The following is a 23,816-nucleotide window of genomic DNA, read 5'->3' as shown; positions in this document are numbered from 1 at the left end:
TTCGCCGACAGTATCGACGGCGGCGCCCATGGAGACCGAAGCCAAGGAGCACGTCATGGACGGCAGTCACGACCTTGCAGACGGCCATGATCGGCCCTCGGTCATTGTTGATGACGCAGGCGAAGATCGCGTGGTTTTTAGCTTGCCGCCAACCCGCAGGCCCGATTTCACGAGCGTCACAGCCTTTGCACTTAACAAGTCGGGCTCGGTCCTCCTCAACCATATCCTTCGCGATCTGTGCGCCTATCTGGATGTGCCGTTCGTCGCGATCTCCGAGGAGTTCTTTAAGGCGGGCGTCAAGCTTCAGGAGGCCCCTCCGAGCACATCCGACATTTTTCTCGAGAAGGGATATTGCTACGGCGGCTTTCGCCGCTGGCCCACATCCTTTGCCATCCCTATTCTCGCGACGAGCCGGCCGGTTCTGCTCGTGCGCGATCCGAGGGACCGCCTCGTATCGAACTACTACTCGATGCGCGAAAGCCATTCCCAGCCGGGCAAGAACGGCGTTCTGAAATCAGCAAAAACGGAGCTGTCGAAGCGTAATTTGGCGAAGTCGCTCGACATCGACGATTACGTCCGGGAAGTTGCGCCGCTCTTTCTCGAGCAGCTCGAACTGTACCGCGACGAGCTCTGTGCAAGGCACGACGTGAAAATCTATCGCTACGAGGATGTGATCTACGACAAGCCATCCTGGGTCGCCGATCTCGCCAGACATTTCGGTTGGGACATACCAGGCGACGTCCTGCGACAGATTGCAGCCCGCAATGACGTGATTCCGGACGAAGAGCAGACTGGCAAACACGTTCGCCAAGTGCATCCGGGCAATTTTGAGCGCAAGCTCCAGCCGCCGACGATTGATTACTTGACCGGCTATTTCCAGAACGTTATGGCCGATTTCGGCTACGACCTGAGCCTTCGAGGTTGAGCCCAGACGGGACCTCAGAGAGAGATAGCGGCGCTCCCATCCAACCGTATTTGCGATGCAGGCGGCGCCTCAAATGTGCGTAGCTGACGGTGACTTCGAGACAGGGTCGCTCGCCAACGCCGGGACATTGAATGCTGACGATCTTCCGCAACGCATTTTCAGACATCGCGGCCGGCTTGAGGATGCGCCGGGTCTGGGCCGCCTTGGCTGCGGAGGATATTGGCGATCAGCATAGGCGAACCTGGCTGGGGCCGATCTGGATCCTGCTCAATTACCTTGCCCATGTCCTGACCTTCGTCGTCATTTTCCAGCGCGGGAAGGGCGTTGAGGATTTTCCGACCTATGTCTCCGTGGGCATGCTGGTCTGGATGTACATTTCCGGCGTGATCACCAGCAGCGCGCGGCTTTTCATCAAAGAAGAGAGCCTGATCACCGGCACCAAGCTGCCCATCACCGTCTACGTCATGCGGCTGACCATGGAGTCGCTGATAAAGTCGGGCTACATGGCCCTCGGCTGCCTCGCCATCGTCTTGTGGTCCGGCACGTCGATCGAGATCGGCTGGCTGTGGTCGCTCGCCGCCATCTGCCTGATCGTTGCCATCACCCCTGCGGTCATCATTATCGTTGCGATCGCGGGCACCTACCTGCCGGATCTGCAATTTGTGATTGGTAATGTCATGCGGATCGGACTGTTCGCGACCCCGATCTTTTGGGCGCCCGGCGGCAGCAACGCGCGGACGGCGCTCTATAAGTACAATCCCTTCACATATTTTCTGGAGATCGTGCGTCTACCCATTATGAAGGGTATCGAGCCCGTCAATTCCCTGGCGATCTGCGCCATCACGGGCGTCACCGTATGGCTTATCGCGCTCTTCCTGCTCGGCAAGTTCCGGCGGCAAATCATCTTCACGCTCTAATGGTCTCAATCCGCGTCGATAATCTGAGCCTGGCCTATAGGATCCTTCGGGGACCCGGTTCGGGCGCCATCGCAGAAAGCATCATCCAGGCGGCAATATGAGCCGGTCGAAGACCGGATCCGTCGTGCAGGCGCTCAACGATGTCAGCTTCAAACTCGAGTCCGGCGACCGGCTCGGCCTCGTCGGCACCAACGGAGCTGGCAAGACGACCCTGCTAAAGGTGCTCTACGGGATTTACGAGCCGACCCACGGCGAGGTCGACGTCGTCGGGCGGACCGACGCGCTCTTCAACATCAATCTCGGTTTCCGCAAGGAGGCCAGCGGCCGTCGCAATATCGTCCTTCGCGGTTTGATCAACGGCTGGGACATGTCCCAGATCAACGAGCGGATGGAGAAGATCATAGAGTTCAGCGAACTCGGAGATTTCATCGATCTGCCGCTAAAGACGTATAGCCAGGGCATGGCGGCCCGCCTGGCGTTTTCCGTCGCCACCTCCCTGGATCCGGAAATCCTGCTTATGGATGAGTGGATCGGCGCAGGTGACCCGGAATTCCAGGCCAAGGCCAAGAACAGGATGGAGCATTTGGCCGAGCGGGCGGGCATCATCGTGCTGGCGTCCCACAACCACCTTCTGCTGCAAAGAACGTGTAACAAGATCCTCGAGCTTGAGTCCGGAAAACTGAAGGCATTTCAGGAAGCTGAGGAGTGGTTCGACGCCCACGGAATTGCCGGTGAAAGCTGAGCCGGGGGCGGCCCTGGGGCCAGTTGCATTCTAGCGGCGATAGTGATCAAACAGTTTTTTGATCTGGGCGCGACCAGCGGGGCGGCACGACGCAATTACCCGCCGAGCCAGTGCGAAACCACGCATTTTTGGTGGGGTACGTAAGATATGCGGAGCTTTCTCAAAGCGCTCTCGTTTCAGCCGAGCGAGGATTGGCAGTACCGCTCCGCGATTCGCGAGCTGCCAACGCAGTCGCCGATCTTTCTTCCGACGGATCAATTCCCCCGGGACCGACGGTTGGATGGCGTCAAGCGCATCAAGCGAATCTACGAAACCGAACTCGATGGGAAGTACCGTCCCAAGCTCCGCGAGCTGCGTCAAAGGTATAAGGGCACCAAACGCTGCTTTGTTATCGGCAATGGGCCGAGCCTGAATCGGACGGATCTGTCTGTTCTGAAGGACGAGGTCACGTTCGCGGTGAACGGCTTCTTCCTCAAGGCGCGCGACCTGGATTGGGACCCGACCTTCTACGTGGTCGAAGACCATCTCGTCGCGGAAGACCGGCGCGACTGGATCAATGCGTTGCACGGTCCGACGAAGCTCTTCCCGGCCTATTTGGCTTATTGTCTCGACGAGGGAGACGACACCATCTTCTTCAACCATAGGGGCCGCAAGAGTTACCCCCATGGCTTCGATTTTTCGACGGACGCTTCTGAGATCACATACACGGGCTGCACCGTAACGTTCACGGTGCTCCAGCTGGCCTTCTATCTGGGCTTTGAGGAGATCTACCTGATCGGCGTCGATTCGGATTATGCGCTTCCTCAGGATGCGAAGCAGAGTTCCGAATACGGGGTCGGTATCTTGGACATGAAGTCCGACGATCCGAACCACTTCAATCCTGACTATTTCGGCAAGGGGTTCCGCTGGCACGATCCCCAGGTCGAGCGGATGCTTGAAGCCTACGAGGAAGCCCGCAAGGTCACCGACCAAACCGATCAGCGCATATACAACGCAACCGTTGGCGGCAAGCTCGAGGTGTTTCCCCGCCGGGACTTCGTCTCGCTCTTCGATCATGCGAAGACGCCCGAAGAGCTCGATCGCGAGAATGCAGAGCGCGAGGCAGCCAAGAGCAAGGAGAAGGAGGCGACGGCCGGAGTGGAATTGGCCGAAAGGGTCCCCCGGCTTCTCGTTCTCGATATCACGCGGTGCGGCGATGCCACGGCTACGGGACAGGTGAAGGCGAACCTGTTGAGTGGCTGGCCGGAAGACCGTCTGCTTCAGGTCTACAACGCCGGCGGACGCGCGCTCGGTCTTTCAAAAGGCCTGGAAGCGAGCGGCGACGAAGGCCCTGTCGGACCCGAGAAGATCGCGGAGGCTATCCGCGGCTTCCAGCCCGAACTCATCCTATACCGGCCCGTGCCCGACGCCCCGCATCTGCACGCCCTCGCCATGAATACCATCGACAAGTATCGGGTGCCGCTTGTCACCTGGATCATGGACGACTGGCCGAAAAGGCTGGAGCGGGATGACCCCGCTCAACTCGCAGAGCTCGGCCCAGATCTGCAATCGCTATTCGAGCAATCCGCGGCGCGTCTCTCTATCTGCGACGCAATGTCGAAAGCCTTCGGCGAGCGCTACGGCGTCACGTTCCAGGCCTTTGCGAATGGTGTGAATGTCGGCGATTGGCCACGTCCGAAGACAAGGCCCCCGGGACCGTTCACGCTGCGCTACGGCGGTTCGCTGGCCGACAACATGACCCTGCAGAGCGTTGTTCGGATTGCCCAGGCTGTCGAGGAGCTCCACGGCGAGGGCCTCAACATGGTCCTCGAGATCAAGACGCGGCCCGATTGGGCCAGGCTCGCGGCCAAACATTTCAAGACGCTTGAGCGGACGCAGTTCATCACCGGCGATCTGCTCTATGAGGACTATTCTTCCTGGCTCAGCGATGCCGATGCCGTCGTCATCGCCTACAATTTCGACGAGCGGTCGATCGACTACGTTCGCTACAGCATGGCGAACAAGTTGCCGGAATGCCTGGCGAGCGGCGCTGTCCTCTTCGCGCATGGTCCGAGAGAGGTCGCGACCATCGACTATATCGCTCAGACCGGTGCCGCGGTCGTGGTCGACGAGCCGGAAATCGCAAGTCTGAAGTCCGCTCTGCGCGAACTGGCCGCCGATCCGTTTCGCCGCCTGGATCTGGCGGAAGAAGCCCAGGCCTATGTCTTTAAGCATCATCGGCTGGATCGCCTCCAGTCGGAACTGCGGGCGGTTCTCGTGGAGGCTGCGGCAAGCGAGCCGCGCGAGGCGCCGCGGGAGCTCCACGCCCAAGTAGACGAAACGGCCGTCGTTTCGGAGCTTCTGTCGGAGCGTCGGGGCGCCGGGCATTTCATGCTCGATGTCGGCGCCCATCACGGTACCTCAGCCAACTATTTCGATCAGCTGGGCTGGCGCATCTACTGCTGCGAGCCGGACGCCGAGAATCGGCGGAAGCTAACCTCCCGCTTCGACGGCAATGACCGCGTGACGATCGACACACGCGCCGTCAGCAACGAGGCCGCGAGCGGCGTTTCCTTTTTTGCCTCGGAAGAGAGCACGGGCATCAGCGGGCTGCACGCCTTTCGCGATACTCATCAGGAGACCGGGAAGGTCGATGTCACGACGGTCGCGGCTCTGCTTGACGAGCTGCAGATCGATCACATCGATTTCCTGAAGATCGACGTCGAAGGGTTCGACTTCAATGTGTTGAAGGGCGTTCCGTGGGACCGCTGCAAGCCTGACATGATCGAAGCGGAGTTCGAAGACGCCAAGACTCTGAAGATGGGGCATAGCTACACCGATATCTGCGCCTTCCTGCAGGAGCAGGGATACGCGGTCTATCTGTCTGAGTGGCACCCCATCGTGCGCTACGGCATCGCCCACGATTGGCATCGGGTCGTGAAGTATCCCGAACCGATCGCGACACCCGATGCGTGGGGCAATATCCTGGCGTTCCGGGAGGACCCGGGAATCGAACGGGTTCGATCGACCTTCTACCGCTGCATGCGCTCGCGCATCGCGCGGGAGATTCAAGCAGAAGCCAAGCCGAAGCCGCGTCCCGTCGCGCAGCAGCTTCAATCCGTTCAGACCGAAGAAGGCAGGCCGAGGATCAAGACAGCTCCTGAAAGGCGAAGTGTCGGCGAGCGCGTTTATGAGTCTGTGTATCGCCTCCGCGGCGGGCTCTCGCGCCGCCTGGCTGGCTCACGTGGAGCCGGCAATAGCGGTGTTGTCGGCCTGTTCGTCGAGTTCGCAAGATGGCTGCTCGAAGCGATCTGGGCGTACCGGGCGATCTTCGCCGCCGTCATTCTGGCTGTCCTTGCTGTGCTCATTGGAGCCGCCTTCGCGCCGATTCCCGCCCCCCTTCGCATCTGGGTTGTCTTGAGCGTCGAACTGATCGTCGTCTTCGGTTTGGCAGGCCTCGCGATACTGTTTTTCGCTCGAAGGGCGCAGGCGCAAATCGCCGATCTCCATGCCCGCCTCAACAGGCTGCAATCGGAGCTGGAGCGGTATCGCAGGGGTGGCGATGCCGACGGTGATCAGATGAAGTCCGTAAAGCGAGACGCAGCTGAATGAAGGCCGTCGAAGGGGTAAGCCGCTGGCGTCTAGCCTGCGAGACGCGTGCGATCCTTGGCGAATCTCCGATCTACGATCCGCGGGACGGTCTGGTGTGGTGGCTGGACATCAAAGGAAAAAGCCTTTGGCGCTACGACCCTGTCAGCCAGCTCTCGGCACAGCAGGACCTGCCGGTACGTGTGACCTGCCTCGCCGTTCCTGACGAGAGCTGGCCCGAAGACCGGCGACAGGCGGGACAATTTCTCTGCGGCTCCGATGCCGGGTTTGCCTGGCTCACGGTGGACGGTCCGGAAGCCCGGCTCGAGACCATCCTCCATCCCGAGAGCGATAGGCCGGGAAACCGCTTCAACGACGGTGCTCTCGCCCCGGACGGGCGGTTCTTCGCGGGCACCATGGACGATGCCGAGGAGGACGCGAGCGGCACCCTCTACGCGCTGTCGCCCTCGGGGGATGTCGTGACGGTCCGCGATGGCTATCGCGTTCCGAACGGGCCGGCCTTCACGCAGGATGGTGACGCCTTCTTCCACAACGATTCCCCGCAGGGGATCACGTACCGCTTCCCGTTGGAAGCGCAAGGCGGGGTGGGCGATCCTGAAATCTTTCACCGGTTCGAAGCGGATGAGGGCGCTCCCGACGGAATGACCGTCGGGCCTGACGGCAATCTTTACGTGGCACTCTGGGATGGGGGCGGCATCGCCATCCTTTCGCCTACGGGCGAGCGCATCGGTTTTCTTCCGCTTCCGACGCCACGCATCACCTCATGCGTCTTCCACGGGGACAATCCAAAACGCCTCTACGCGACCTCCGCAGCGATCGGACGTCCCCCCGAAGACCGCCATGCAGGATGCCTGTTCGAGATAGATTTGCCTTAGCGAACCCCATGCCGCTAAGTCAGGGCGCGCGCAAGCAGAGTTAGGAGCCAAGGCGAACCCCCATGAGAGCCCTATGACCGTCGTCCCCGTTATTCTGTCCGGTGGAGCCGGAACCCGGCTTTGGCCGCTATCCCGCGCGCTATACCCGAAGCAGTTTCTGAAGCTCATCCCAAACGACGAGCGGAGCCTGCTGCAGACGACGCTCATGCGCTTGCCCGAAGGCGATGGCATCGCCGCGCCTATCGTCCTCTGCAACAACGATCACCGCTTCCTGGTCGCAGAATCCGCCCAGGATTGCGGGGTCGCGACCGGCGCCATCGTTCTGGAGCCTACGGCGCGCAACACGGCACCGGCGATCGCCACCGCAGCGCTTTGGGCCCGGGCGGTGGATCCCGAAGCCGTGCTGGTCGTAATGCCGAGCGATCATGTCATCGCCGATGAAGAAGGCTTTCGGGCCGCCGTGAAGCGCGCCATTGCGGTTGCGCAAACCGGCCGCCTGGTCATGTTCGGCATCACCCCGAACCAGCCCCACACCGGATACGGCTATGTCCGGCAGGACGAACCCTTGGAGGGATTCGGCGACACCGCGTTCGCCGTGGCGAAGTTCACCGAGAAGCCGGATGCGGAAACCGCCGAAGCCTATCTGAAGGACCCGCACTATTTCTGGAACAGCGGCATCTTCGTGCTGCACGCCAAGACCTTCCTGGCTGAGCTTGAACGCCTTCAGCCCCAGATCGTCCGTGCGGCCAAGGGCGCCCTCGGCAACGCCCAGACCGATCTCGATTTCCTGCGTCTCGACGAGAAGCGCTTCGCTGAAAGCCCTTCGATTTCCATAGATCATGCCGTCATGGAGCACACCGACAAGGCTGCGATGCTGCCGCTCGATATCGGCTGGAGTGATGTCGGATCGTGGTCAGCGCTTGCCGAACTTGGCGAGACCGACGAGCGCGGCAACGTGGTTGCCGGACTGGCGGCCGAACCCTCCCAGGCCTTCTTCGAAGACAGCAGCAATTGCTACGTGTATTCGACGCGATCGCTGGTCTCCACCATCGGCCTGAACGACATGGTCATCGTGGAGACGCCGGACGCGCTGCTCGTCTCTCATAAGAGCCGCACCCAGGATGTCGGCAAGCTGGTCGAACGCCTGAGGTCGGGAGACAGCCGTCACCATGAGCAGCATCTCAGGAATCATCGTCCTTGGGGGTTCTTCGAGCAGCTCAATCTTGGCGACCGGTTCCAGGTCAAGCTTCTCCACATCAAGCCCGGCGGAACCCTCTCCATGCAGATGCACCACCATCGCTCCGAGCATTGGGTTGTGGTCAGTGGCACCGCCATGGTCACGGTGGGCGACAACCAGAAATTCGTCCACGAGAACGAGTCGATCTACATCACCGCAACCCAGTGGCATCGGCTCGCCAATCCGGGCAAGGTGCCTCTGGAAATCATCGAGGTGCAGCTCGGCAGCTATCTCGGCGAGGACGACATCATCCGCGAGGACGATATCTACAACCGTCGCCAGGACGAGACGAAATAGTCCTCACCGAAAGAGCTCGCCAAGCTCGAATCGATACCTCGCCAAGCGGATGACGCGCATGTGATCCAGTGTTGTTCGCGTTGCGGCATGCTGACACGGAAAGCCTGTCAGCTGCGCCCGGCTGCCGCACTCGATGCGGATGTGCGTCTTTGGCGCAGTTGAAAAACCCCTAGTGAAAACAACCGAATAGGACAAAAGGACCAACGTGCGCTCATCACGTTTCGATCACGTGCTCGCGATGTTTTTCGCCCCCCAGATAACAAGCCCGAGAGGCAAAACCCCGCCCGCTGAAGATGCCTAAAACCGTCTCGACTTCGGGAAGGTTCGCATAACTGCCGGCCCATAGTGCTCCGCCCCTTGTTCAACCAAGGAGCGATCATGTCTAAGGTTTCCTACACCGCCGAAGAAGCGGCAGCGCATATCACACGGGACCAGTACAGCTGGGGATTCACGACCGGAACACCCATTGAAGTCAGCTACGCCTTCCGGTTGGGACGACCGAGTTACGACAACGGCAGCGATATCTACGCGACGTTCGGACAGTTCAATGCAAAGCAGGTCGCCGCGACGACCGTGGCGCTCGATCTTTGGTCCGATGTGGCCAATATCAGCTTCGTGCCCCAATCCGACGTCGCTGGTGGCGATCCGTTCGCGGACTCCGCGACGATGCTGTTCGCGAACTATGAGGCGCGGGATGGCGCGGGCGGATTCGCCTATCTCCCTGCGGCCTCGCGGACGGAAGGCCACTACGCTCAAGGCGACATCTGGATCAATCGCTATTACGGGCTGACGAGCCCGGAGAAGGGCGACTACAGCAATTTCACGTTGATCCACGAGATCGGTCACGCGATCGGCCTGCAGCACCCTGGCCACTACGACGTCCTGGACGGCCAGCCGATCACCTATTCCAACAGCGCCGAATATCTTGAAGACAGCCGCCAATATACGGTGATGAGCTACTTCAACGCCGGGTTCACCGGCGCGGAACACGACTGGAATTTCGCGCGGACGCCCCTGATGCACGACATCACGGCGATCCAAATGCTCTACGGTGCGAACTACCAGACCCGCGCCGGCGACACCGTCTACGGTTTCAATTCCAACGCCGGTGCCGCCTTCTCCTTCGGAAGCGCGTCCGAGCGGGGCGTATTCAGCATCTGGGACGGCGGCGGTGAGGATACCCTCGACTTCTCGCGATATGAGGCAAATCAGGTGATCAACCTCCGCCAGGAGAGCTTCTCCAGCGTCGGCGGATTGACCGACAACGTCTCGATCGCGTCCGGCGTCACCATCGAGAACGCCATCGGCGGCCGGGGCCGCGACCGGATCATCGGCAACGACGCCGAGAACGAGATATCCGGCCGTGGCAGCGCCGATTACATAAGCGGCGGCGCCGGCGATGACATCCTGAAGGGCAATCGCGGCCGTGACATCCTCATCGGATCGGATGGCAACGACGCGCTCTATGGCGGACACGGCTACGACAGGCTCTCGGGCGGCGCGGGTGACGACCTGCTCGTCGGCGGGAGGCACCGCGACATTCTGCGTGGCGGCGAAGGAGCCGACCGGTTCACCTTCAACACTCTGTCCGATAGCGGCATCGGCGCCAGGCGAGACATCATCACCGACTTCGCAGCCGGCGAGGATCTTATCGATCTCGCAGCGATCGACGCCTTGGCCAGTGCCGCGGGAGATCAGGCGTTCCAGTGGATAGGAACAGCCAGATATAGCGGGCAGGGCGGCGAGCTGCGGTATAGGGAAGTCGCTGACGGCGTTGTCGTGAAAGCGGATTTCGACGGCGATAGCGGGGATGACTTCCAGATCTTCGTGCGCAACGTCCGCTCGCTGCAGGCTTCGGACTTCGATCTCTAGCCCCGGTCGCCCATGGGCCTGCCGGCTCCCGTCCAGAGGGAAGGCACGCTGATCTGTGTTGCAGTCTTGATGGAATGGTGAGCCGGCAGGGATTCGAACCCTGGACCTACTGATTAAAAGAAGGTGAGGGAGCCGCCGGAAGCTTTGATTTCCAGGGCTTTCAAGCGCTCCCCCTCTACCAAGTCCGGGGGAAATTTGGGCATTTCTCTACAAAAGCCGGGGCAAGCTAGACGCGGAGAGGGGCGCCCCACGTCTCCATGCCGATCAGTCCTTTATCTCCCGCACACGGAGCGGCACCCCCTTCGCCGGCATGCTGGCGAACTCCTCGGCGAATCGACCGTTATCGGTCCTTCGCACCACCCATCGATTTCCATAGTTCCGCACAATCGCCCACTCGCCTTCCTCGGTCTGAAAGACCGGGAAGTGTCGCTGCATTCTGCCGTATACTTGTCCGGTGAAGAAGAAGGCAATCGGCAGAAGCAGCACGATGGTCAAAAACAGGTTCCAGTACCTGATGCCAACGATGCTTATTAAGGGTGAAAAGTTACGCCGGATTGCTTCACTGTCAGCTTTTACATCTGCCTCAAGCCTATCAAGAAACGAGCCGTGGCGCCTGATAAGGAGGCGTGACACCGTCACTGCGATCACGAAAAAAATTAGGAGAGACAATGCGATTGTAATCCAAGACCAGCCCAGATACCACCACGCCAGCAGCCATGCCAAAAAACTAACTGCTACTAGCCTTAGCATAGCCATGAAAAGTAATACGGCGCGTGGTAAAAAAGCGAGAAATAAGCAATAACACGTCGCAATAGCCCACAATAACGCTCCTCCTGTAGCAATGGCGACAAGGACTGTTCCTACGCCAACTTCCACGAGGTCAGTGGGCATATTGTGTGAACGTAGGATACCACGCTCAAAGTAGTACGAGTAATAATAGGCGACAGCAGGCGCCAGGGCTATCAAGAGCGCGTCAGAGTATGTGAGCCGCAAATCCCTCTGAGACTCACCTTCCGATTTAGTCTCGGCCATCATCTCCACCCACCGCTGGACGAAAATTACCCTAGCTGGTGAAGCTGCAAAAAACACGCGTTCTGATATGTAATCAGATGCCTCCAGGCGCTGAACAATGCTAACCCGTTGCGCGAAAAGAAGAAATGAGTGGCGTCAACCCTCTACCAAGGTAGAGATTGAAATGACCTTTAAAAACAGTAAGTTACGCGCGCGGAGGCTCGAAATCTCTACAAAGCCACCCTCTACAAAAGTTGGGGCAAACAGAGAACAGGGCGAGCTAACCCATTGATAGTCAATGGTGAGCCGGCAGGGATTCGAACCCTGGACCTACTGATTAAAAGTCAGTTGCTCTACCAGCTGAGCTACCGGCTCCCGAGGCGCTTGCTAGCATCGGCCTTCTAAGAAGTCCATGCCGCCAAGCCTGCCCGACGGGGAAATAATAGCGGGGCCGTCTCCCGCCCGTCTGCGCAGAGCAGGAGGGCCGAGCGGTGGCATCGCAGGAAAGATTTTGACGCGCTTCGTGCGAAGAAATAGTGAAGGGCGGAGGAACGGCCGGAAGAGCCGGACGCGATCGTGGTGGAAACGGTCCGAGGGGGATTGCTATGAGCGAACAATCGCCGAAATCCGGTGCGCGCCGTCACTGGCCGCGCCTCCTGTTTGCGATCCCCTTCATCGTCGTCCTGTCCGTGCCGCTCTACGACCGGCTGACGCCTGAGCTCCTCGGCATTCCGTTCTTCTACTGGTTTCAGCTCAGCTTCGTTCTGGTCGGCGCGGTCATCGTGGCGGTGGTCTACGCACTGGACAAAAGAGGCGGGCAGGAACCGTAGAGGTTACGGTCGGCCGCGAACCGGGGGGTACGCTTCGCTTTGGATCTTGTCGCGACATCCGTTTTCGTCGGGCTGTTTCTCTTCGTCACCTGGGTCGGCTTCATCGCCGCCCGCTGGCGCAAGGCCGACCTCAACATGCTCCATGAGTGGGGGCTGGGCGGCCGGCGCTTCGGCACCGTGGTGACCTGGTTCCTGCTCGGCGGCGACCTCTATACCGCCTACACCTTCATTGCCGTGCCGGCCCTGGTCTATGGCGTGGGCGCCCTCGGCTTCTTCGCCATTCCCTACACGATCCTGATCTATCCCATCCTCTACCTCGTCTTTCCGAAGCTCTGGCGTATCGCCCATGCCAAGGGCCACGTCACCGCGGCGGATTTCGTGGAAGACCGCTTCGGCAACAAGCATCTGGCCCTCGCCATCGCCTGCACCGGACTGTTCGCGACCATGCCCTATATCGCGCTTCAGCTCGTCGGCATGGAGGTGGTCATCGGCGCCCTGGGCTTCCGGACCGAAGGCTGGCTCGGCCACATGCCGCTGATCATCGCCTTCATCATCCTGGCCGCCTTCACCTATACGAGCGGCCTGCGCGCCCCGGCGCTGATCGCCATCGTCAAGGACCTGCTCATCTTCGTCACCGTCATCGCGGCGATCGTGATCATTCCGGCCAAGCTCGGCGGCTACAGCGCCATCTTCGCCGCCGTTCCGCCCGAAAAACTGATCCTGCCGAAGCCGGAGCCGGGGAGTCTCGGCCAGTATTCGGCCTATGCGACCTTGGCGCTCGGCTCCGCACTGGCGCTCTTCCTCTATCCCCACTGCATGACGGGGATCCTGAGCTCGTCCAGCGGCAGCGTGATCCGGCGCAATGCCGGGCTTCTTTCCGCCTATTCCTTCGTGCTCGGGCTCATCGCGCTACTCGGCTACATGGCCATCGCGGCCGGTGTGGGAGACAATCCGGACTACGCCTTCGGCTTCGAAAACTACGGACCGAACTTCGCCGTGCCGGCCCTCTTCCTGGACAGCTTCTCTTCTTGGTTCGTGGGGGTTGCCTTCGCGGCTATCGCCATCGGCGCCCTGGTGCCGGCGGCGATCATGTCCATCGCCTGCGCCAACCTCTACACGCGCAATCTCCACAAGGCGTATCTGCGCCCGGACTGCTCGGACGCCGAAGAGGCCCGCGTGGCGAAGATCGTCTCCCTGGTCGTGAAGGTCGGCGCGGTGCTGTTCATCCTGCTGCTGCCCCAGGAATATGCCATTCAGCTGCAGCTCCTGGGGGGCATCTGGATCATCCAGCTTCTGCCCGCCATCCTGCTCGGTCTCTACACGACCGTCTTCGGAGCACGCGCCATCATGGCGGGCTGGGCCGTCGGCATGATCGCCGGCACATGGATGGCGGCCAGTCAGGGTTTCGGCTCGTCGATCTATCCGCTTACCGTATTCGGCTTGGAGATCCCGGCCTACGCTGCGCTCTATTCGGTGATCCTCAATTTCGCCGTCGCAGGCGCCTGGACCCTGGTGTCGCCCGCGAAGCCGCGCCCCGCGGCGGCCTCCGCATGAGCCGGAGTTGACGGCGGACGTCTGCACAACTCGCTCGACCGCGCCCAAAATCGTGGCTACGCTCCCCGGGCATAAAGAAGCTGAAGCCCTTAGGGAGGCAAGCATGGCACACGAGCACGAGAGTGGGGGTAAGGCCTTTTTGGCGATCGTACTGGGCGGCATCGTTCTCGCCCTGATCATCGCCGCGTATTTCATGTATGGCGATCGCGGCGACCAAGCCGCCGTCGATGAAACCACGACCGAAGAATCCGCCCCGGCCCCCGCCGAGGAGCCGAACGCAGAAGCGCCGGCCGACCAGGGCACCATGAACGAAGAGCCGGACGCCGGCGATCCCATGGCACCGGAGCCCAATGCGGCAGCGCCTGAGGACGAAACCACCGCCCCGGACGATTCCGGCGCTATGGCACCTCAGGAGCCCGAGCCCAATGCCGCCACCGGCCAGGAGATGGAGCAGGAAGCGCCGATGCCCGACGAGCCTGCCACGGAAGACAGCACCGGCGGCAGCGGGGGCGGAAGCCTCAGCCCGTAGCCGACGGCGCGATCGTCATCGGGGAGCCGGCGGAGCGAATGCTGCGCCGGCGATCCGTTTCGGCCGATTTCCGGGCGAAATCACAGGCAGAGGCTAGAAAAAGATGAGCCCCGGCGCGGGGAGTGCCGAGGCTCAAAGCTTACTCCGAACGCGGGTACGCCCGAGGGCTAAGCGCCTCGGATGGTGGGCACCATGGCAAGCCGAGATGGCAGTCGGACGACACTTCCTTGAAGCTTCTCTGACCGGCGCGGCATCTCTTGTGCGCACCTTCGCCCCATGCAAAATGAGCGGACCCGCGCCGGGAAGGGACTGGCGAGGCGCTTGGTAGCGAACGACTGGCTAGGGGAAAAATATGCGCTGGCGTGGCCGCAGAGAGAGCAGCAATGTGGAGGACCGGCGCGGTCAGGGCGGCTATCAGGCCGGCTTTCCGGGCGGCGGCATGCGAATACCCGTCGGCGGGAAGGGCGGCGTCGGCATCGTCGGATTGCTGATCATCGTGGGGCTCATGCTGTTCTTCGGCATCGATCCCCGCGTGCTCCTGGAGGGCGGAGCCCCTCCGGGTCAGCAAACCCAGCAGCAGACAGACGACCAGACCGGTTCGGAGGTGAACGACGAGACGAAAAAATTCGTCTCCGTCGTGCTCGCCGACACCGAAGACGTCTGGAACGAGATTTTCGCCAAGAGCGGCCGAAGCTACAAAGAGCCCGAGCTGGTGCTCTATAGCGGCCGCGTCGCATCGGCCTGCGGTCTCGGCATGGCCGCCATGGGGCCCTTCTATTGTCCGCAAGACCAGAAGGTCTATCTCGACTTCTCCTTCTTCCAGGAGCTGAAATCGCGCTTCAAGGCGCCCGGTGATTTCGCCCAGGCCTACGTGATCGCCCACGAGATCGGCCACCATGTGCAGAAGCAGCTCGGCATCGCCGATCAGGTGGCCGCGGCGCAGCGTCAGACCGGCGAGCGCCAGTCGAACGCTCTCCAGGTGCGCATGGAGCTTCAGGCGGACTGCTTGGCCGGCGTGTTTGCCAACCATGCTCAGCGCTCGAAGGAGATCTTGCAGCCCGGCGATATCGATGAGGCGCTTCAGGCCGCCAGCGCTATCGGCGACGACAAGATCCAGGAGCAGAGTCAGGGCTATGTCGTGCCCGATTCGTTTACCCACGGATCGTCGGAAATGCGCGTCCGATGGTTCAAGCGCGGGTTCGAGAGCGGGGCGGTTTCAGAGTGCAATACGTTCGATGCGGACCGTCTTTAGACGAAATCAGGGCATGTTTTAACGGCTCCGTAATGGTCAGTACACGCACAATTGGACGGGGCATTTCGGGCGGCATATGATCCGCCCCAATGAGGGCACAGTCTATCGGGGGACATGGCGGTCCTTCCAAGGCTGTCTTGGAGGTGGCGATGCGGAAAAGCCGCTCTTGGGCAGCGCAAAGCTTCGGATTTTTGTTGATTGTTGCGTCACTCGCCTTGGGTGGGGGCCTGATGACGGCTGCCAGCCCGGCTGCGGCTGACGAATCGGACATTCGCCTTGGCGCGCCGATTTCCCTGACCGGACCGTTCTCCAAGAGCGGCCGATACGTGCGGGACGGCTACGAGTTCGCCGTGGAGCGGATCAACGCCCGGGGCGGCATTCTGGTCGATGGCCGGCACCATCATATCGTTCTGGTCTATCGCGACGACCAATCGGAAGCGAGCCACGCCACCACCATCGTCGAGGATATGCTGAGCCGCGATAGGGTCCAGCTGCTACTCGGCCCGTATTCGACCCAGTTGGCCCAAGCCGTAGAACCCATCGCCGAGCGGTATGATGTCCCCATGGTGGAAGCCGGAGCCGCCGGCAGCAGCCTCTTCAAGCGGGGCTATCGACATCTCTTCGGGCTTCTGACCACCACCGATCACTATTTCGACCAGCTGTTCAACGTGGCGAGCAAAGAAGGCGCGCCGGCTCTGGGTAAGCAAGCGACGGAGATGCGTGTCGGCTTGGCGGTTCGCGACGACCGGTTCAGCCAGGATCTGCGGGACGAGGTTCTGAGCGAGATCCGCAAGCACAACATGCGTCTCGTGATCGATGACCGGCTGCCGCCGAGTCCCACCGATATGAGCATGACCCTGGACCGGGTGAAGCGGCTCGAACCCGATATCCTGGTCATCTCCGGTCATGAGGAGGCTGCCCTCGCGGCCATCGACCACATTCACCGCCAGCGGATCCAAGTCCCCATGCTCGCGGTGACCCACTGCCATTCCGCCAACATCAACCAGGTGAGGCCGGAATCGAGCCAGGGCGTATTCTGTCCCATGCAGTGGCATCCGGAAGTGCCTTATCGCGACGACGTGTTCGGCTCCGCCAAGGATTACTCGAGCCGGTTCGCAAAGCGCTATGGCTATGCCCCGCCGAACCAGGCCGCACAGGCCTCGGCTGCTGTCCTCATCTATCTGAAGGCCATCCAGAACTGCGGCAGCACCGACCCGGTGAAGGTTCGTAAGGCGCTGGCCGATATCCGCACCGAGACCTTCTACGGTCCCGTCGACTTCGATGATACCGGCCGCAACACCGTGAAGCCCATGCTCCTGATGCAGGTCATCGATGGGCGCTACGTGATGCTGGCGCCCAACCGCGGCGGCAGGACGAAGGCGGTCATCCAGCCCCGTCCGTGAAGCCGGCACGAGCCGACTGTAAAGACAGCCTCAGCAAGGAAGATCGCTTCAGCGAATATGCCCGCTTCGGCTGAGGATTCGCTCCGGCCTAAAGAGAATCTCCGGCGAAGACCGTCGGTTCGCACGGCAGGTCCGACTTCTTGAACAGCACACAGGCGCGTGCGGCTTCCGTCGCGTCGGCAAAGGGGCCGGCGATCAGCCGCCACTGATTGTCGGGGGCCATCACGCGGCGTGCTTCCAGCCCCGCGACCAGCGCCGCATGCTTGGTCAGCATGTTCCGCCACAGCGGCCGAAGCTTCTCGCGGCTTTCCACCGTGCCGATCTCGATGCCGAACCGGTTCGTGCCGGGCGGGAGGTCGGGCGTGGCCAACGCCGCCGGACTCTCGCCGAGGCTGGCGGTCGCCTGCGGCGGCTCGTCGGCATCGACGCCCGCAGGCGCGAGCGGTTCTTCGGCCGGGGCGACCTCTCCGGAAGGAACCGGCACCTCGCCGGAGGGAACGTCGGATTCGGCGGTCTCGGGTGCGGCAGCCTCAGGCTCGGGTTCCGGCGCGGCGGCTTCCACCGTCTCTTCGGCAGGTGCGGGCTCGGCTTCCGGTTCCTCGACCGGTTCGGATGCGGGGGCAGGGGGCGCCGCGGCCTCCTCGGTCTCCACGTCATCCCCGCTCTCATCGACGGGTTCGGGCTGGGTCGCCTCTTCCATGGGCTTGGGGCGGGGCGATGGCGGCGCGGTCTCACCGCCGACTCGTGCTGAGGCATGGCGGCGACGGGGCCGAGCAGCTTCTCGATAGGGCTCAGTCGCGTGTCGACGCCGGAGAGTCGCTGCTGCAGCTGATCGATGGTGGATTTGAGCTCGGCGATCTGGCGCTGTTGGGCTTCGTCGGTCACGGCGTTGCGTTGCAGCGCCTCTTCGGACGCGCCATCGTCTTGCGGCGGCGGTGCAGTCTCGGTCTTGGTGATCTGGACGATCTGGGGCTCTTGCAGGACGCTGAAGAGATAGGCTCCGGAAAAGCCGCCCAGCACGACCCAGAAGACCGCAAAGATCTTCGGAAGCAGAGTCCGGAATCCGCCAGGGCGATCCTTCACATACATACGCTAAACCCCCTCCTCTTCGCCACGCGCCGCATTCGGCCAAGATAGGCAAAAATGCTGCTCCGGCAAGCCGCCGCCGGAGCTTATCCGCTTCCCGTGTCAGGTCAATTCGTGGACGACGTACACCTTAAAGCAAAAATCCCGCGCATATGGCTCTAATAAGCGCTTTGTATTAGATAGGCGATCGTGCGGCCGCCTTGGCGCCGTGCGCAGCAACTCGCTTCGAATCCGGGAAAATGATGTCTAAACCCGAAACGACCGCCGTCATTCTCGCCGCAGGCAAAGGCACGCGGATGCGCTCCAACCGTCCCAAGGTGCTGCACCCCGTCGCAAACGCGCCAATGCTGGCTCATGTGCTGGGCGTTGCGGGCGCGGCAGGCATCGGCCGGGCGGCCGTCGTCGTCGGGCCGGACATGGAGCAGGTGGCCGAGGCCGGAAAGACCATGTCCGACGGTCTCCAAGTCTTCATCCAGCAGGATCAGCGCGGGACCGCCGACGCGGTGCTTGCGGCCAAGGACGCTCTGCAGTCGGCCGCGGGCCCGGTCCTGGTGCTCTACGGCGATACGCCGCTGCTCGAAACCGACACCTTGTCGGAGGTTCAGGCGGCCCTCACCGAGGGGGCCGACCTCGTCGTGGTTGGCTTCGACGCGCCGGATCCGACGGGCTATGGCCGGCTCCTCGTGGACGACGCGGGCACGCTTACCGGCATCCGCGAGGAGAAGGACGCCTCCGAGGCCGAGAAGGGCATCACCCTCTGCAATTCCGGGATCGTCGGATTCGGCTCCGGCGCGCTTCTCCTGAGCCTCCTCGATCGCATCGGCAACGACAACGCCAAGGGCGAATACTATCTCACCGACGCGGTGGGCCTGGCCGCCGCCGACGGGCTGAAACTCAAGATCGTGACCGCCGATCATGAAACCTTGCTCGGCGTGAACTCCCGCGCCGAACTGGCCACGGCGGAAGCCGTCATGCAGAAGCGCCTGCGGGCTCGCGCGCTCGCCGGCGGCGTGACCATGACGGCCCCGGAAACGGTTTTCCTCAGTGCCGACACGAAGATCGCCCCCGACGTGATCATCGAGCCCAATGTCATCATTGGGCCGGGCGTCACCATCGGCGAGGGAGCGCATATCAAGGGCTTCTGCCATTTCGAGCAGGCGACCATAGGGAGGGGCGCGACCGTCGGCCCCTTCGCAAGGCTGCGCCCGGGTGCCGAACTTTCCGAACGTGCCCATGTCGGGAACTTCGTCGAGATCAAGAAATCGACCGTGGGCGTCGGCGCCAAGGTCAACCATCTGACCTATATCGGCGATGCGGAGATCGGCGCGGAGGCCAATATCGGCGCCGGCACCATCACCTGCAATTACGATGGCTTCGACAAGCACCGCACCGAGATCGGGGAGGGCGCCTTCATCGGCTCGAACAGCTCTCTCGTCGCCCCGGTGAAGATCGGCGACGGCGCCTATGTGGGTTCGGGCAGCGTCATCGTCCACGACGTTTCGCCCGGCGCCCTGTCGCTGAGCCGCTCGGCCCAGGAAGAGAAGGCCGATTGGGCGACCCGCTACAAGGCTCGCCGCATGAAAGCCAAACAAGGCGAGTAACCGGCTTGGCGAGTCCCATTCCCCGATCGGGGAAATAATGGGAAATAGCGTTTGAATTGCAGCCTGTTGGCGGACTGGCCTACCTATCGGTCAGCGCGGTCCAAGGAATTGAATCGAATATGTGCGGAATTGTCGGAATCCTCAGCAAGGAACCTGTCGCCGAGCAGCTGATCGATGCGCTCAAGCGGCTCGAATACCGGGGCTACGACTCGGCCGGCATCGCGACCCTGGAGGACGGCGTACTGGTGCGCCGGCGCGCCCCGGGCAAGTTGCGCAACCTCGAACGCCTGGTCGAGGATCACCCTCTGCACGGCCATACCGGCATCGGCCATACCCGCTGGGCGACCCACGGCAGGCCGAACGAAGGCAATGCCCACCCCCACATGACCGAGGATGTCGCCGTCGTTCACAACGGCATCATCGAGAATTTCCGCGAGTTGAAGACGGACCTTCAGGCGAGTGGCGCCGAGTTCACCAGCGACACCGATACCGAGGTCATCGCCCATCTCATCGGCCGCGAGCTGAAATCCGGCAGCGATCCTGTCCGCTCCGTCTTTCACACCCTGCAGCACCTGGAAGGGGCCTTCGCCCTCGCGATCATCTTCCGCGGTTTCGACGATCTGATGATCGTGGCGCGTCAGGGCAGCCCCCTCGCCATCGGCCTCGGCACCGGCGAGATGTATGTGGGGTCCGACGCGATCGCGCTGGCTCCCTTCACGGACCGTGTCGTCTATCTGGAGGACGGCGACTGGGCCGTTCTCACCCGCGAGGGACTGGCCATTCGGGATCGCGCCGGCAAGGCCGTGCAGCGCCCGGTGTCCCAATCCCAGGCCCAGGCCCTTCTGGTCGACAAGGGCAATCACCGCCACTTCATGGCGAAGGAGATCCATGAGCAGCCCGAGGTCGTCGGCCATACCCTGGCGAGCCTCGTCCGTTTCGAGACCAACGAGATCGAGCTGCCGGAGCTTCCCTTCGACTTTGCCGCAATCCCGCGCCTGACGATCTCCGCCTGCGGCACGGCCTATTACGCAGGGCTCGTCGCCAAATACTGGTTCGAACGCTGGGCGCGCCTTCCTGTCGAGGTCGACATCGCCTCGGAGCTCCGCTACCGCGATGCCGTGCTGGATCCGGACGGAGCGGCGCTGTTCATTTCCCAATCGGGCGAAACGGCCGACACCTTGGCGACCCTGCGCCATTGCCGGGATCAGGGCCAGGCCATCGTCTCGGTCGTGAACGTGACGGAATCCTCCATCGCGCGGGATTCGGACCTCGTCCTGCCGACCCTTGCAGGACCGGAGATCGGCGTTGCATCGACCAAAGCCTTCACCGCCCAGCTTACGGTCTTGGCCTGCCTCGCCATCGCGGCCGGGAAGGCCCGCGGCGTGATCGACGAGGCGAGAGAGAAGGAGCTGGTCGGCGCTCTCGGCGAGGTGCCGCGCCACATGGCGTCGCTGCTGCGCGACGAGACGCCCTACGAAGAGGTCGGCCACGCCCTGTCGAAGGCCCGCGACGTCCTCTATCTCGGCCGCGGCCAAAGCTTTCCTCTCGCCATGGAAGGCGCCCTGAAGCTCAAGGAGATCTCCTATATCCACGCCGAAGGATATGCTGCCGGAGAGCTGAAGCATGGGCCGATCGCCCTGATCGACGAAAATATGCCGGTCATCGTCATCGCCCCGCGCGACGGGCTTTTCGACAAGACCGTATCCAACATGCAGGAGGTCGCCGCCCGCGGCGGACAGATCGTCTTGATCAGCGATGCGGAAGCGGGCGAGGCGGGATGCGAACTGGCGGGGCATCTGAAGGTGCCGGTCGTCGATCCGTTCGTGACGCCGCTAATCTACGCCATTCCGATCCAGCTGATCGCCTATCACACGGCCACCCTGATGGGCACCGACGTCGATCAGCCCCGCAACCTGGCTAAATCGGTCACTGTCGAATAGACTGGAAGCCTCGGATTCGCCCGAATTATTTGCTTGAGCACGGGAATGATCGAAGCTCGGCAGCGCCACGGCGCGCCTAAACCTTTTGCCGCTCTCATACGTCACGCGCAAGCCCGCCTCGTACCGGCGGCCTTATCCCTTGCGCTGACGATGTCCGCCCTGTGCCTGGCGCCCGTGCCAGCCTACGCCGTCAGCGCTGCCGTCGATGCCGGCGCCGCCGAGCTGCGCGCCGGCCAATACCAAAGCGCCGTTCAGCGTCTGACCGCCGCTCTGGGCGATGAGAGCCTTTCGTCCCGCGAGGCGGCTCTTGCGCTCTATTATCGCGGCCTTGCCAACCGGAAGCTGGGCCGCCATGCCCAGGCCATCGCCGATCTCGGCAACGGCATCTTCCTCGGCCTGCCGTCCACGGACCGCGTCGCCGCACAAGTAGAGCGGGGCTACGCGTTCAGGGATCTCGGCCTGGCCGAGGAATCCCAGCGCGAGCTCGCCTACGCTCAGAAGGCGGCGCCGAGCCAGACCGCCCGGCTTTCGAAGCAGGGCGGGGTGGATGTCCGCGAGGTTGCCACCGGAACCCAGCAGGTCGCCGTGGGCGGCTTCTGGGACCGCATGTCGCCCTTTGGCGGCACGACCGGCACGCCCGCCAAGGGCCCGCCGCCGAGTCAGACCACCACGACGGATCCCGCCGCCACGGAAGGCTGGTCGACCCAGGTCGCGACGGGTGATCAGGCGGTGCCGGCGACCCCGCCTGCGCGAACCGCCGCACCCGCGCCCGTGCCGCAAGCAGCTCCTGCGCCTGCGCCAGCGCCGCAACCGGAGCAGGGCGGCAATGCCATTACCCGCTGGTTCGGCTCCTGGGGCAATTCCTATGCCGAGCCGCCGGCCGAGACAGCGTCCACAAGCGAGGGCGGAGGCTACCGCCTTCAGCTCGCGGCCAGCCGGTCCGAAGCCGAGGCACGCCAGCTTTGGCAGAAGGTCCAGTCCTCGAACCCGGCGCTTTCCGGCAAGACACCTCAGATCGAACAGGCCGATGTGGGCGATCTGGGCACGTTCTATCGGCTCCAGATCGGCCCGTTCAGCGACAAGGCGGAGAGCGAGAAGCTCTGCAACGATCTGAAGCGCAGCGGTGTTGAATGCTTCTTAGTCGTTGCGCGCTAGGCTCTCCGCGAGCCGCAAACCATTCGGGGGCTGCCTGAAGCGTCCGCCGAGATGCCGTATTGTCGTGTGGCTGCCGCAAGCGCTAGATACGCTTCGCGCGTGGCCGGAAAGACGTGGCACGCGGCACCGCAATTCAGGGGCAGATGGGCCCTGTTCGGGCTTGAGGACAGAACGCTGAGATGAATCAAAAAGAGACCGAGGATCAGCTCAGGCAGCTCGCGGCTGCGGGGGCGGGGCATTCCTCGCATTTTCTCGCCCGCCTGCGCGGCTATTTCCTGACCGGCCTGATCGTCGTCGGCCCCATCGCCATCACGATCTACGTGGTGTGGTGGTTCATCAACCTGGTGGACAACTGGGTGAAGCCGCTCATCCCCCAGGATTATCTGCCCGAGACCTATCTGCCCGTGAACATTCCGGGCGTCGGCCTGATTGTCGGCATTCTCGGCCTGATGTTCATCGGCGCGCTGATGGCCAATCTGTTTGGCCGCACATTGTTCTCCTACGGCGAGATCCTGCTCGACCGCATGCCGGTCGTCCGCGGCGTCTATCGGCTCCTGAAGCAGATCTTCCAGTCCATCTTCGCCGACACCGGCCACTCTTTCAAAAAAGTCGGGCTGATCGAGTTTCCCCGCCAGGGCGTCTATGCCGTGGCCTTCATTTCGGGCGAGACTCCAAGCGAGGTGAAGGAGAAGGCGGGCGACAAGGACGATGAGATCATCACCGTCTTCATGCCCAACGCCCCGAACCCCACGACCGGCTTTGTCATGTTCATGCCGGCCAAGGACGTGCAGATCCTCGACATGACCGTGGAGGAGGGCGTGAAGCTCGTGCTGTCCGCCGGCCTCGTCTCGCCCGACAAGGAGCGGTCAATCGCCGAGCTGCAGAAGGACGTCGCGCCCCGGAAGCGCCGAGGCCGCAAGGAAAGCATCGAGGCACCGGTAGAACCGCCATCCGACGTACCGGTCCAAAAGGAGCCGATGTCCTGATCCACGACGGGTCGGG

At 62.4% G+C, this 23,816-nt stretch carries 20 protein-coding genes and 1 tRNA gene; 18 read left to right on the top strand and 3 right to left on the bottom strand.

The window, feature by feature from the left end; translation table 11 throughout:
* Positions 1–28: 28 nt before the first annotated feature.
* The 7 genes from A7A08_RS02365 (at position 29) to A7A08_RS02335 (ending at position 10,453) form a co-directional block, all read left to right on the top strand.
* A complete protein-coding gene (locus A7A08_RS02365) occupies positions 29–925 on the top strand; it encodes a sulfotransferase domain-containing protein (protein WP_069093913.1) in 897 nt (298 codons plus the stop codon).
* Between the two features lie 131 nt (positions 926–1,056).
* Positions 1,057–1,842 carry an ABC transporter permease gene (locus A7A08_RS02360; RefSeq protein ID WP_069093912.1) on the top strand — a complete coding sequence of 262 codons (786 nt, stop codon included), beginning with the start codon at positions 1,057–1,059 and terminating at the stop codon, positions 1,840–1,842.
* A gap of 97 nt (positions 1,843–1,939) precedes the next feature.
* Positions 1,940–2,584 carry an ABC transporter ATP-binding protein gene (locus A7A08_RS02355; RefSeq protein ID WP_245290782.1) on the top strand — a complete coding sequence of 215 codons (645 nt, stop codon included), beginning with the start codon at positions 1,940–1,942 and terminating at the stop codon, positions 2,582–2,584.
* A gap of 147 nt (positions 2,585–2,731) precedes the next feature.
* On the top strand, positions 2,732–6,175 hold the full coding sequence (locus A7A08_RS02350) for an FkbM family methyltransferase (RefSeq protein ID WP_069093911.1): 3,444 nt from the start codon (positions 2,732–2,734) through the stop codon (positions 6,173–6,175).
* Positions 6,172–7,047, top strand: coding sequence for an SMP-30/gluconolactonase/LRE family protein (locus A7A08_RS02345; RefSeq protein ID WP_069093910.1), 876 nt, complete (start codon positions 6,172–6,174; stop codon positions 7,045–7,047). The genes A7A08_RS02350 and A7A08_RS02345 overlap by 4 nt, the downstream gene beginning before the upstream one ends.
* 73 nt (positions 7,048–7,120) lie before the next feature.
* Positions 7,121–8,581, top strand: a complete 1,461-nt coding sequence (locus A7A08_RS02340) for a mannose-1-phosphate guanylyltransferase/mannose-6-phosphate isomerase (RefSeq protein WP_069093909.1) — start codon at positions 7,121–7,123, stop codon at positions 8,579–8,581.
* Between the two features lie 378 nt (positions 8,582–8,959).
* Positions 8,960–10,453, top strand: a complete 1,494-nt coding sequence (locus A7A08_RS02335; RefSeq protein WP_069093908.1) for a M10 family metallopeptidase C-terminal domain-containing protein — start codon at positions 8,960–8,962, stop codon at positions 10,451–10,453.
* A gap of 264 nt (positions 10,454–10,717) precedes the next feature.
* Here the strand turns inward: A7A08_RS02335 and A7A08_RS02330 are convergent, their stop codons facing one another.
* Positions 10,718–11,488, bottom strand: a complete 771-nt coding sequence (locus A7A08_RS02330; RefSeq protein ID WP_141693804.1) for a hypothetical protein — start codon at positions 11,486–11,488, stop codon at positions 10,718–10,720.
* Between the two features lie 94 nt (positions 11,489–11,582).
* Here A7A08_RS02330 and A7A08_RS17515 point away from each other — a divergent pair, with 94 nt between their 5' ends.
* The gene (locus A7A08_RS17515) at positions 11,583–11,756 is read left to right on the top strand and encodes a CS domain-containing protein (protein ID WP_425348982.1); all 174 of its coding nucleotides are present in this window, start codon (positions 11,583–11,585) and stop codon (positions 11,754–11,756) included.
* A gap of 7 nt (positions 11,757–11,763) precedes the next feature.
* On the opposite strand, the gene A7A08_RS02325 is transcribed toward A7A08_RS17515, so the two are convergent.
* A tRNA-Lys gene (locus A7A08_RS02325) sits at positions 11,764–11,839 on the bottom strand.
* 230 nt (positions 11,840–12,069) lie between these two features.
* On the opposite strand from A7A08_RS02325, the gene A7A08_RS02320 reads away from it, so the two are divergent.
* The 5 genes from A7A08_RS02320 to A7A08_RS02300 all read left to right on the top strand — a co-directional run bounded on the left by A7A08_RS02320 (position 12,070) and on the right by A7A08_RS02300 (position 17,032).
* Entirely contained in the window at positions 12,070–12,294 is a 225-nt protein-coding gene (locus A7A08_RS02320) for a DUF3311 domain-containing protein (RefSeq protein WP_069093906.1), read from the top strand.
* A 39-nt stretch (positions 12,295–12,333) separates the two neighbouring features.
* Entirely contained in the window at positions 12,334–13,848 is a 1,515-nt protein-coding gene (gene mctP, locus A7A08_RS02315; protein ID WP_069093905.1) for a monocarboxylate uptake permease MctP, read from the top strand.
* A gap of 103 nt (positions 13,849–13,951) precedes the next feature.
* A complete protein-coding gene (locus A7A08_RS02310) occupies positions 13,952–14,377 on the top strand; it encodes a hypothetical protein (protein WP_141693803.1) in 426 nt (141 codons plus the stop codon).
* Between the two features lie 352 nt (positions 14,378–14,729).
* Positions 14,730–15,629, top strand: coding sequence for a KPN_02809 family neutral zinc metallopeptidase (ypfJ, locus tag A7A08_RS02305; RefSeq protein ID WP_069093903.1), 900 nt, complete (start codon positions 14,730–14,732; stop codon positions 15,627–15,629).
* Positions 15,630–15,859: 230 nt separating this feature from the next.
* Positions 15,860–17,032 (top strand): amino acid ABC transporter substrate-binding protein, encoded by a 1,173-nt coding sequence (locus tag A7A08_RS02300; RefSeq protein ID WP_069094279.1) that lies wholly within the window; start codon positions 15,860–15,862, stop codon positions 17,030–17,032.
* Positions 17,033–17,120: 88 nt separating this feature from the next.
* On the opposite strand, the gene A7A08_RS02295 is transcribed toward A7A08_RS02300, so the two are convergent.
* Positions 17,121–17,732, bottom strand: coding sequence for an SPOR domain-containing protein (locus A7A08_RS02295; RefSeq protein WP_069093902.1), 612 nt, complete (start codon positions 17,730–17,732; stop codon positions 17,121–17,123).
* Positions 17,733–17,749: 17 nt separating this feature from the next.
* Here A7A08_RS02295 and A7A08_RS02290 point away from each other — a divergent pair, with 17 nt between their 5' ends.
* The 5 genes from A7A08_RS02290 (at position 17,750) to A7A08_RS02270 (ending at position 23,800) form a co-directional block, all read left to right on the top strand.
* Positions 17,750–18,169 (top strand): hypothetical protein, encoded by a 420-nt coding sequence (locus tag A7A08_RS02290; RefSeq protein WP_069093901.1) that lies wholly within the window; start codon positions 17,750–17,752, stop codon positions 18,167–18,169.
* A gap of 191 nt (positions 18,170–18,360) precedes the next feature.
* On the top strand, positions 18,361–19,719 hold the full coding sequence (gene glmU / locus A7A08_RS02285; RefSeq protein ID WP_069093900.1) for a bifunctional UDP-N-acetylglucosamine diphosphorylase/glucosamine-1-phosphate N-acetyltransferase GlmU: 1,359 nt from the start codon (positions 18,361–18,363) through the stop codon (positions 19,717–19,719).
* A gap of 119 nt (positions 19,720–19,838) precedes the next feature.
* Positions 19,839–21,659 (top strand): glutamine--fructose-6-phosphate transaminase (isomerizing), encoded by a 1,821-nt coding sequence (glmS, locus tag A7A08_RS02280; RefSeq protein ID WP_069093899.1) that lies wholly within the window; start codon positions 19,839–19,841, stop codon positions 21,657–21,659.
* Between the two features lie 174 nt (positions 21,660–21,833).
* Positions 21,834–22,814 (top strand): SPOR domain-containing protein, encoded by a 981-nt coding sequence (locus tag A7A08_RS02275; protein WP_141693802.1) that lies wholly within the window; start codon positions 21,834–21,836, stop codon positions 22,812–22,814.
* A gap of 179 nt (positions 22,815–22,993) precedes the next feature.
* Positions 22,994–23,800: a DUF502 domain-containing protein gene (locus tag A7A08_RS02270; RefSeq protein WP_069093897.1), complete on the top strand. Its 807-nt coding sequence runs from the start codon at positions 22,994–22,996 to the stop codon at positions 23,798–23,800.
* Positions 23,801–23,816 lie beyond the last annotated feature (16 nt).

It is taken from the genome of Methyloligella halotolerans (assembly GCF_001708935.1).
GTDB lineage: Bacteria > Pseudomonadota > Alphaproteobacteria > Rhizobiales > Methyloligellaceae > Methyloligella > Methyloligella halotolerans.
Note: the sequence above shows the minus strand (reverse complement) of the source record. Positions and strands in the feature narration are given on the sequence as shown.

Bases quoted from the DNA above. Each gene is read 5' to 3' on its own strand.
- glmS (WP_069093899.1), top strand. From the start codon at position 19,839: ATGTGCGGAATTGTCGGAATCCTCAGCAAGGAACCTGTCGCCGAGCAG.
- A7A08_RS02270 (WP_069093897.1), top strand. From the start codon at position 22,994: ATGAATCAAAAAGAGACCGAGGATCAGCTCAGGCAGCTCGCGGCTGCG.
- A7A08_RS02330 (WP_141693804.1), bottom strand. From the start codon at position 11,488: ATGATGGCCGAGACTAAATCGGAAGGTGAGTCTCAGAGGGATTTGCGG.
- ypfJ (WP_069093903.1), top strand. From the start codon at position 14,730: ATGCGCTGGCGTGGCCGCAGAGAGAGCAGCAATGTGGAGGACCGGCGC.
- A7A08_RS02355 (WP_245290782.1), top strand. From the start codon at position 1,940: ATGAGCCGGTCGAAGACCGGATCCGTCGTGCAGGCGCTCAACGATGTC.
- A7A08_RS02300 (WP_069094279.1), top strand. From the start codon at position 15,860: ATGACGGCTGCCAGCCCGGCTGCGGCTGACGAATCGGACATTCGCCTT.
- A7A08_RS02365 (WP_069093913.1), top strand. From the start codon at position 29: ATGGAGACCGAAGCCAAGGAGCACGTCATGGACGGCAGTCACGACCTT.
- A7A08_RS02335 (WP_069093908.1), top strand. From the start codon at position 8,960: ATGTCTAAGGTTTCCTACACCGCCGAAGAAGCGGCAGCGCATATCACA.
- A7A08_RS02350 (WP_069093911.1), top strand. From the start codon at position 2,732: ATGCGGAGCTTTCTCAAAGCGCTCTCGTTTCAGCCGAGCGAGGATTGG.
- A7A08_RS02310 (WP_141693803.1), top strand. From the start codon at position 13,952: ATGGCACACGAGCACGAGAGTGGGGGTAAGGCCTTTTTGGCGATCGTA.
- glmU (WP_069093900.1), top strand. From the start codon at position 18,361: ATGTCTAAACCCGAAACGACCGCCGTCATTCTCGCCGCAGGCAAAGGC.
- A7A08_RS02360 (WP_069093912.1), top strand. From the start codon at position 1,057: ATGCTGACGATCTTCCGCAACGCATTTTCAGACATCGCGGCCGGCTTG.
- A7A08_RS02340 (WP_069093909.1), top strand. From the start codon at position 7,121: ATGACCGTCGTCCCCGTTATTCTGTCCGGTGGAGCCGGAACCCGGCTT.
- A7A08_RS02320 (WP_069093906.1), top strand. From the start codon at position 12,070: ATGAGCGAACAATCGCCGAAATCCGGTGCGCGCCGTCACTGGCCGCGC.
- A7A08_RS17515 (WP_425348982.1), top strand. From the start codon at position 11,583: ATGCTAACCCGTTGCGCGAAAAGAAGAAATGAGTGGCGTCAACCCTCT.
- A7A08_RS02290 (WP_069093901.1), top strand. From the start codon at position 17,750: ATGGCGGCGCGGTCTCACCGCCGACTCGTGCTGAGGCATGGCGGCGAC.
- A7A08_RS02295 (WP_069093902.1), bottom strand. From the start codon at position 17,732: ATGGAAGAGGCGACCCAGCCCGAACCCGTCGATGAGAGCGGGGATGAC.
- A7A08_RS02345 (WP_069093910.1), top strand. From the start codon at position 6,172: ATGAAGGCCGTCGAAGGGGTAAGCCGCTGGCGTCTAGCCTGCGAGACG.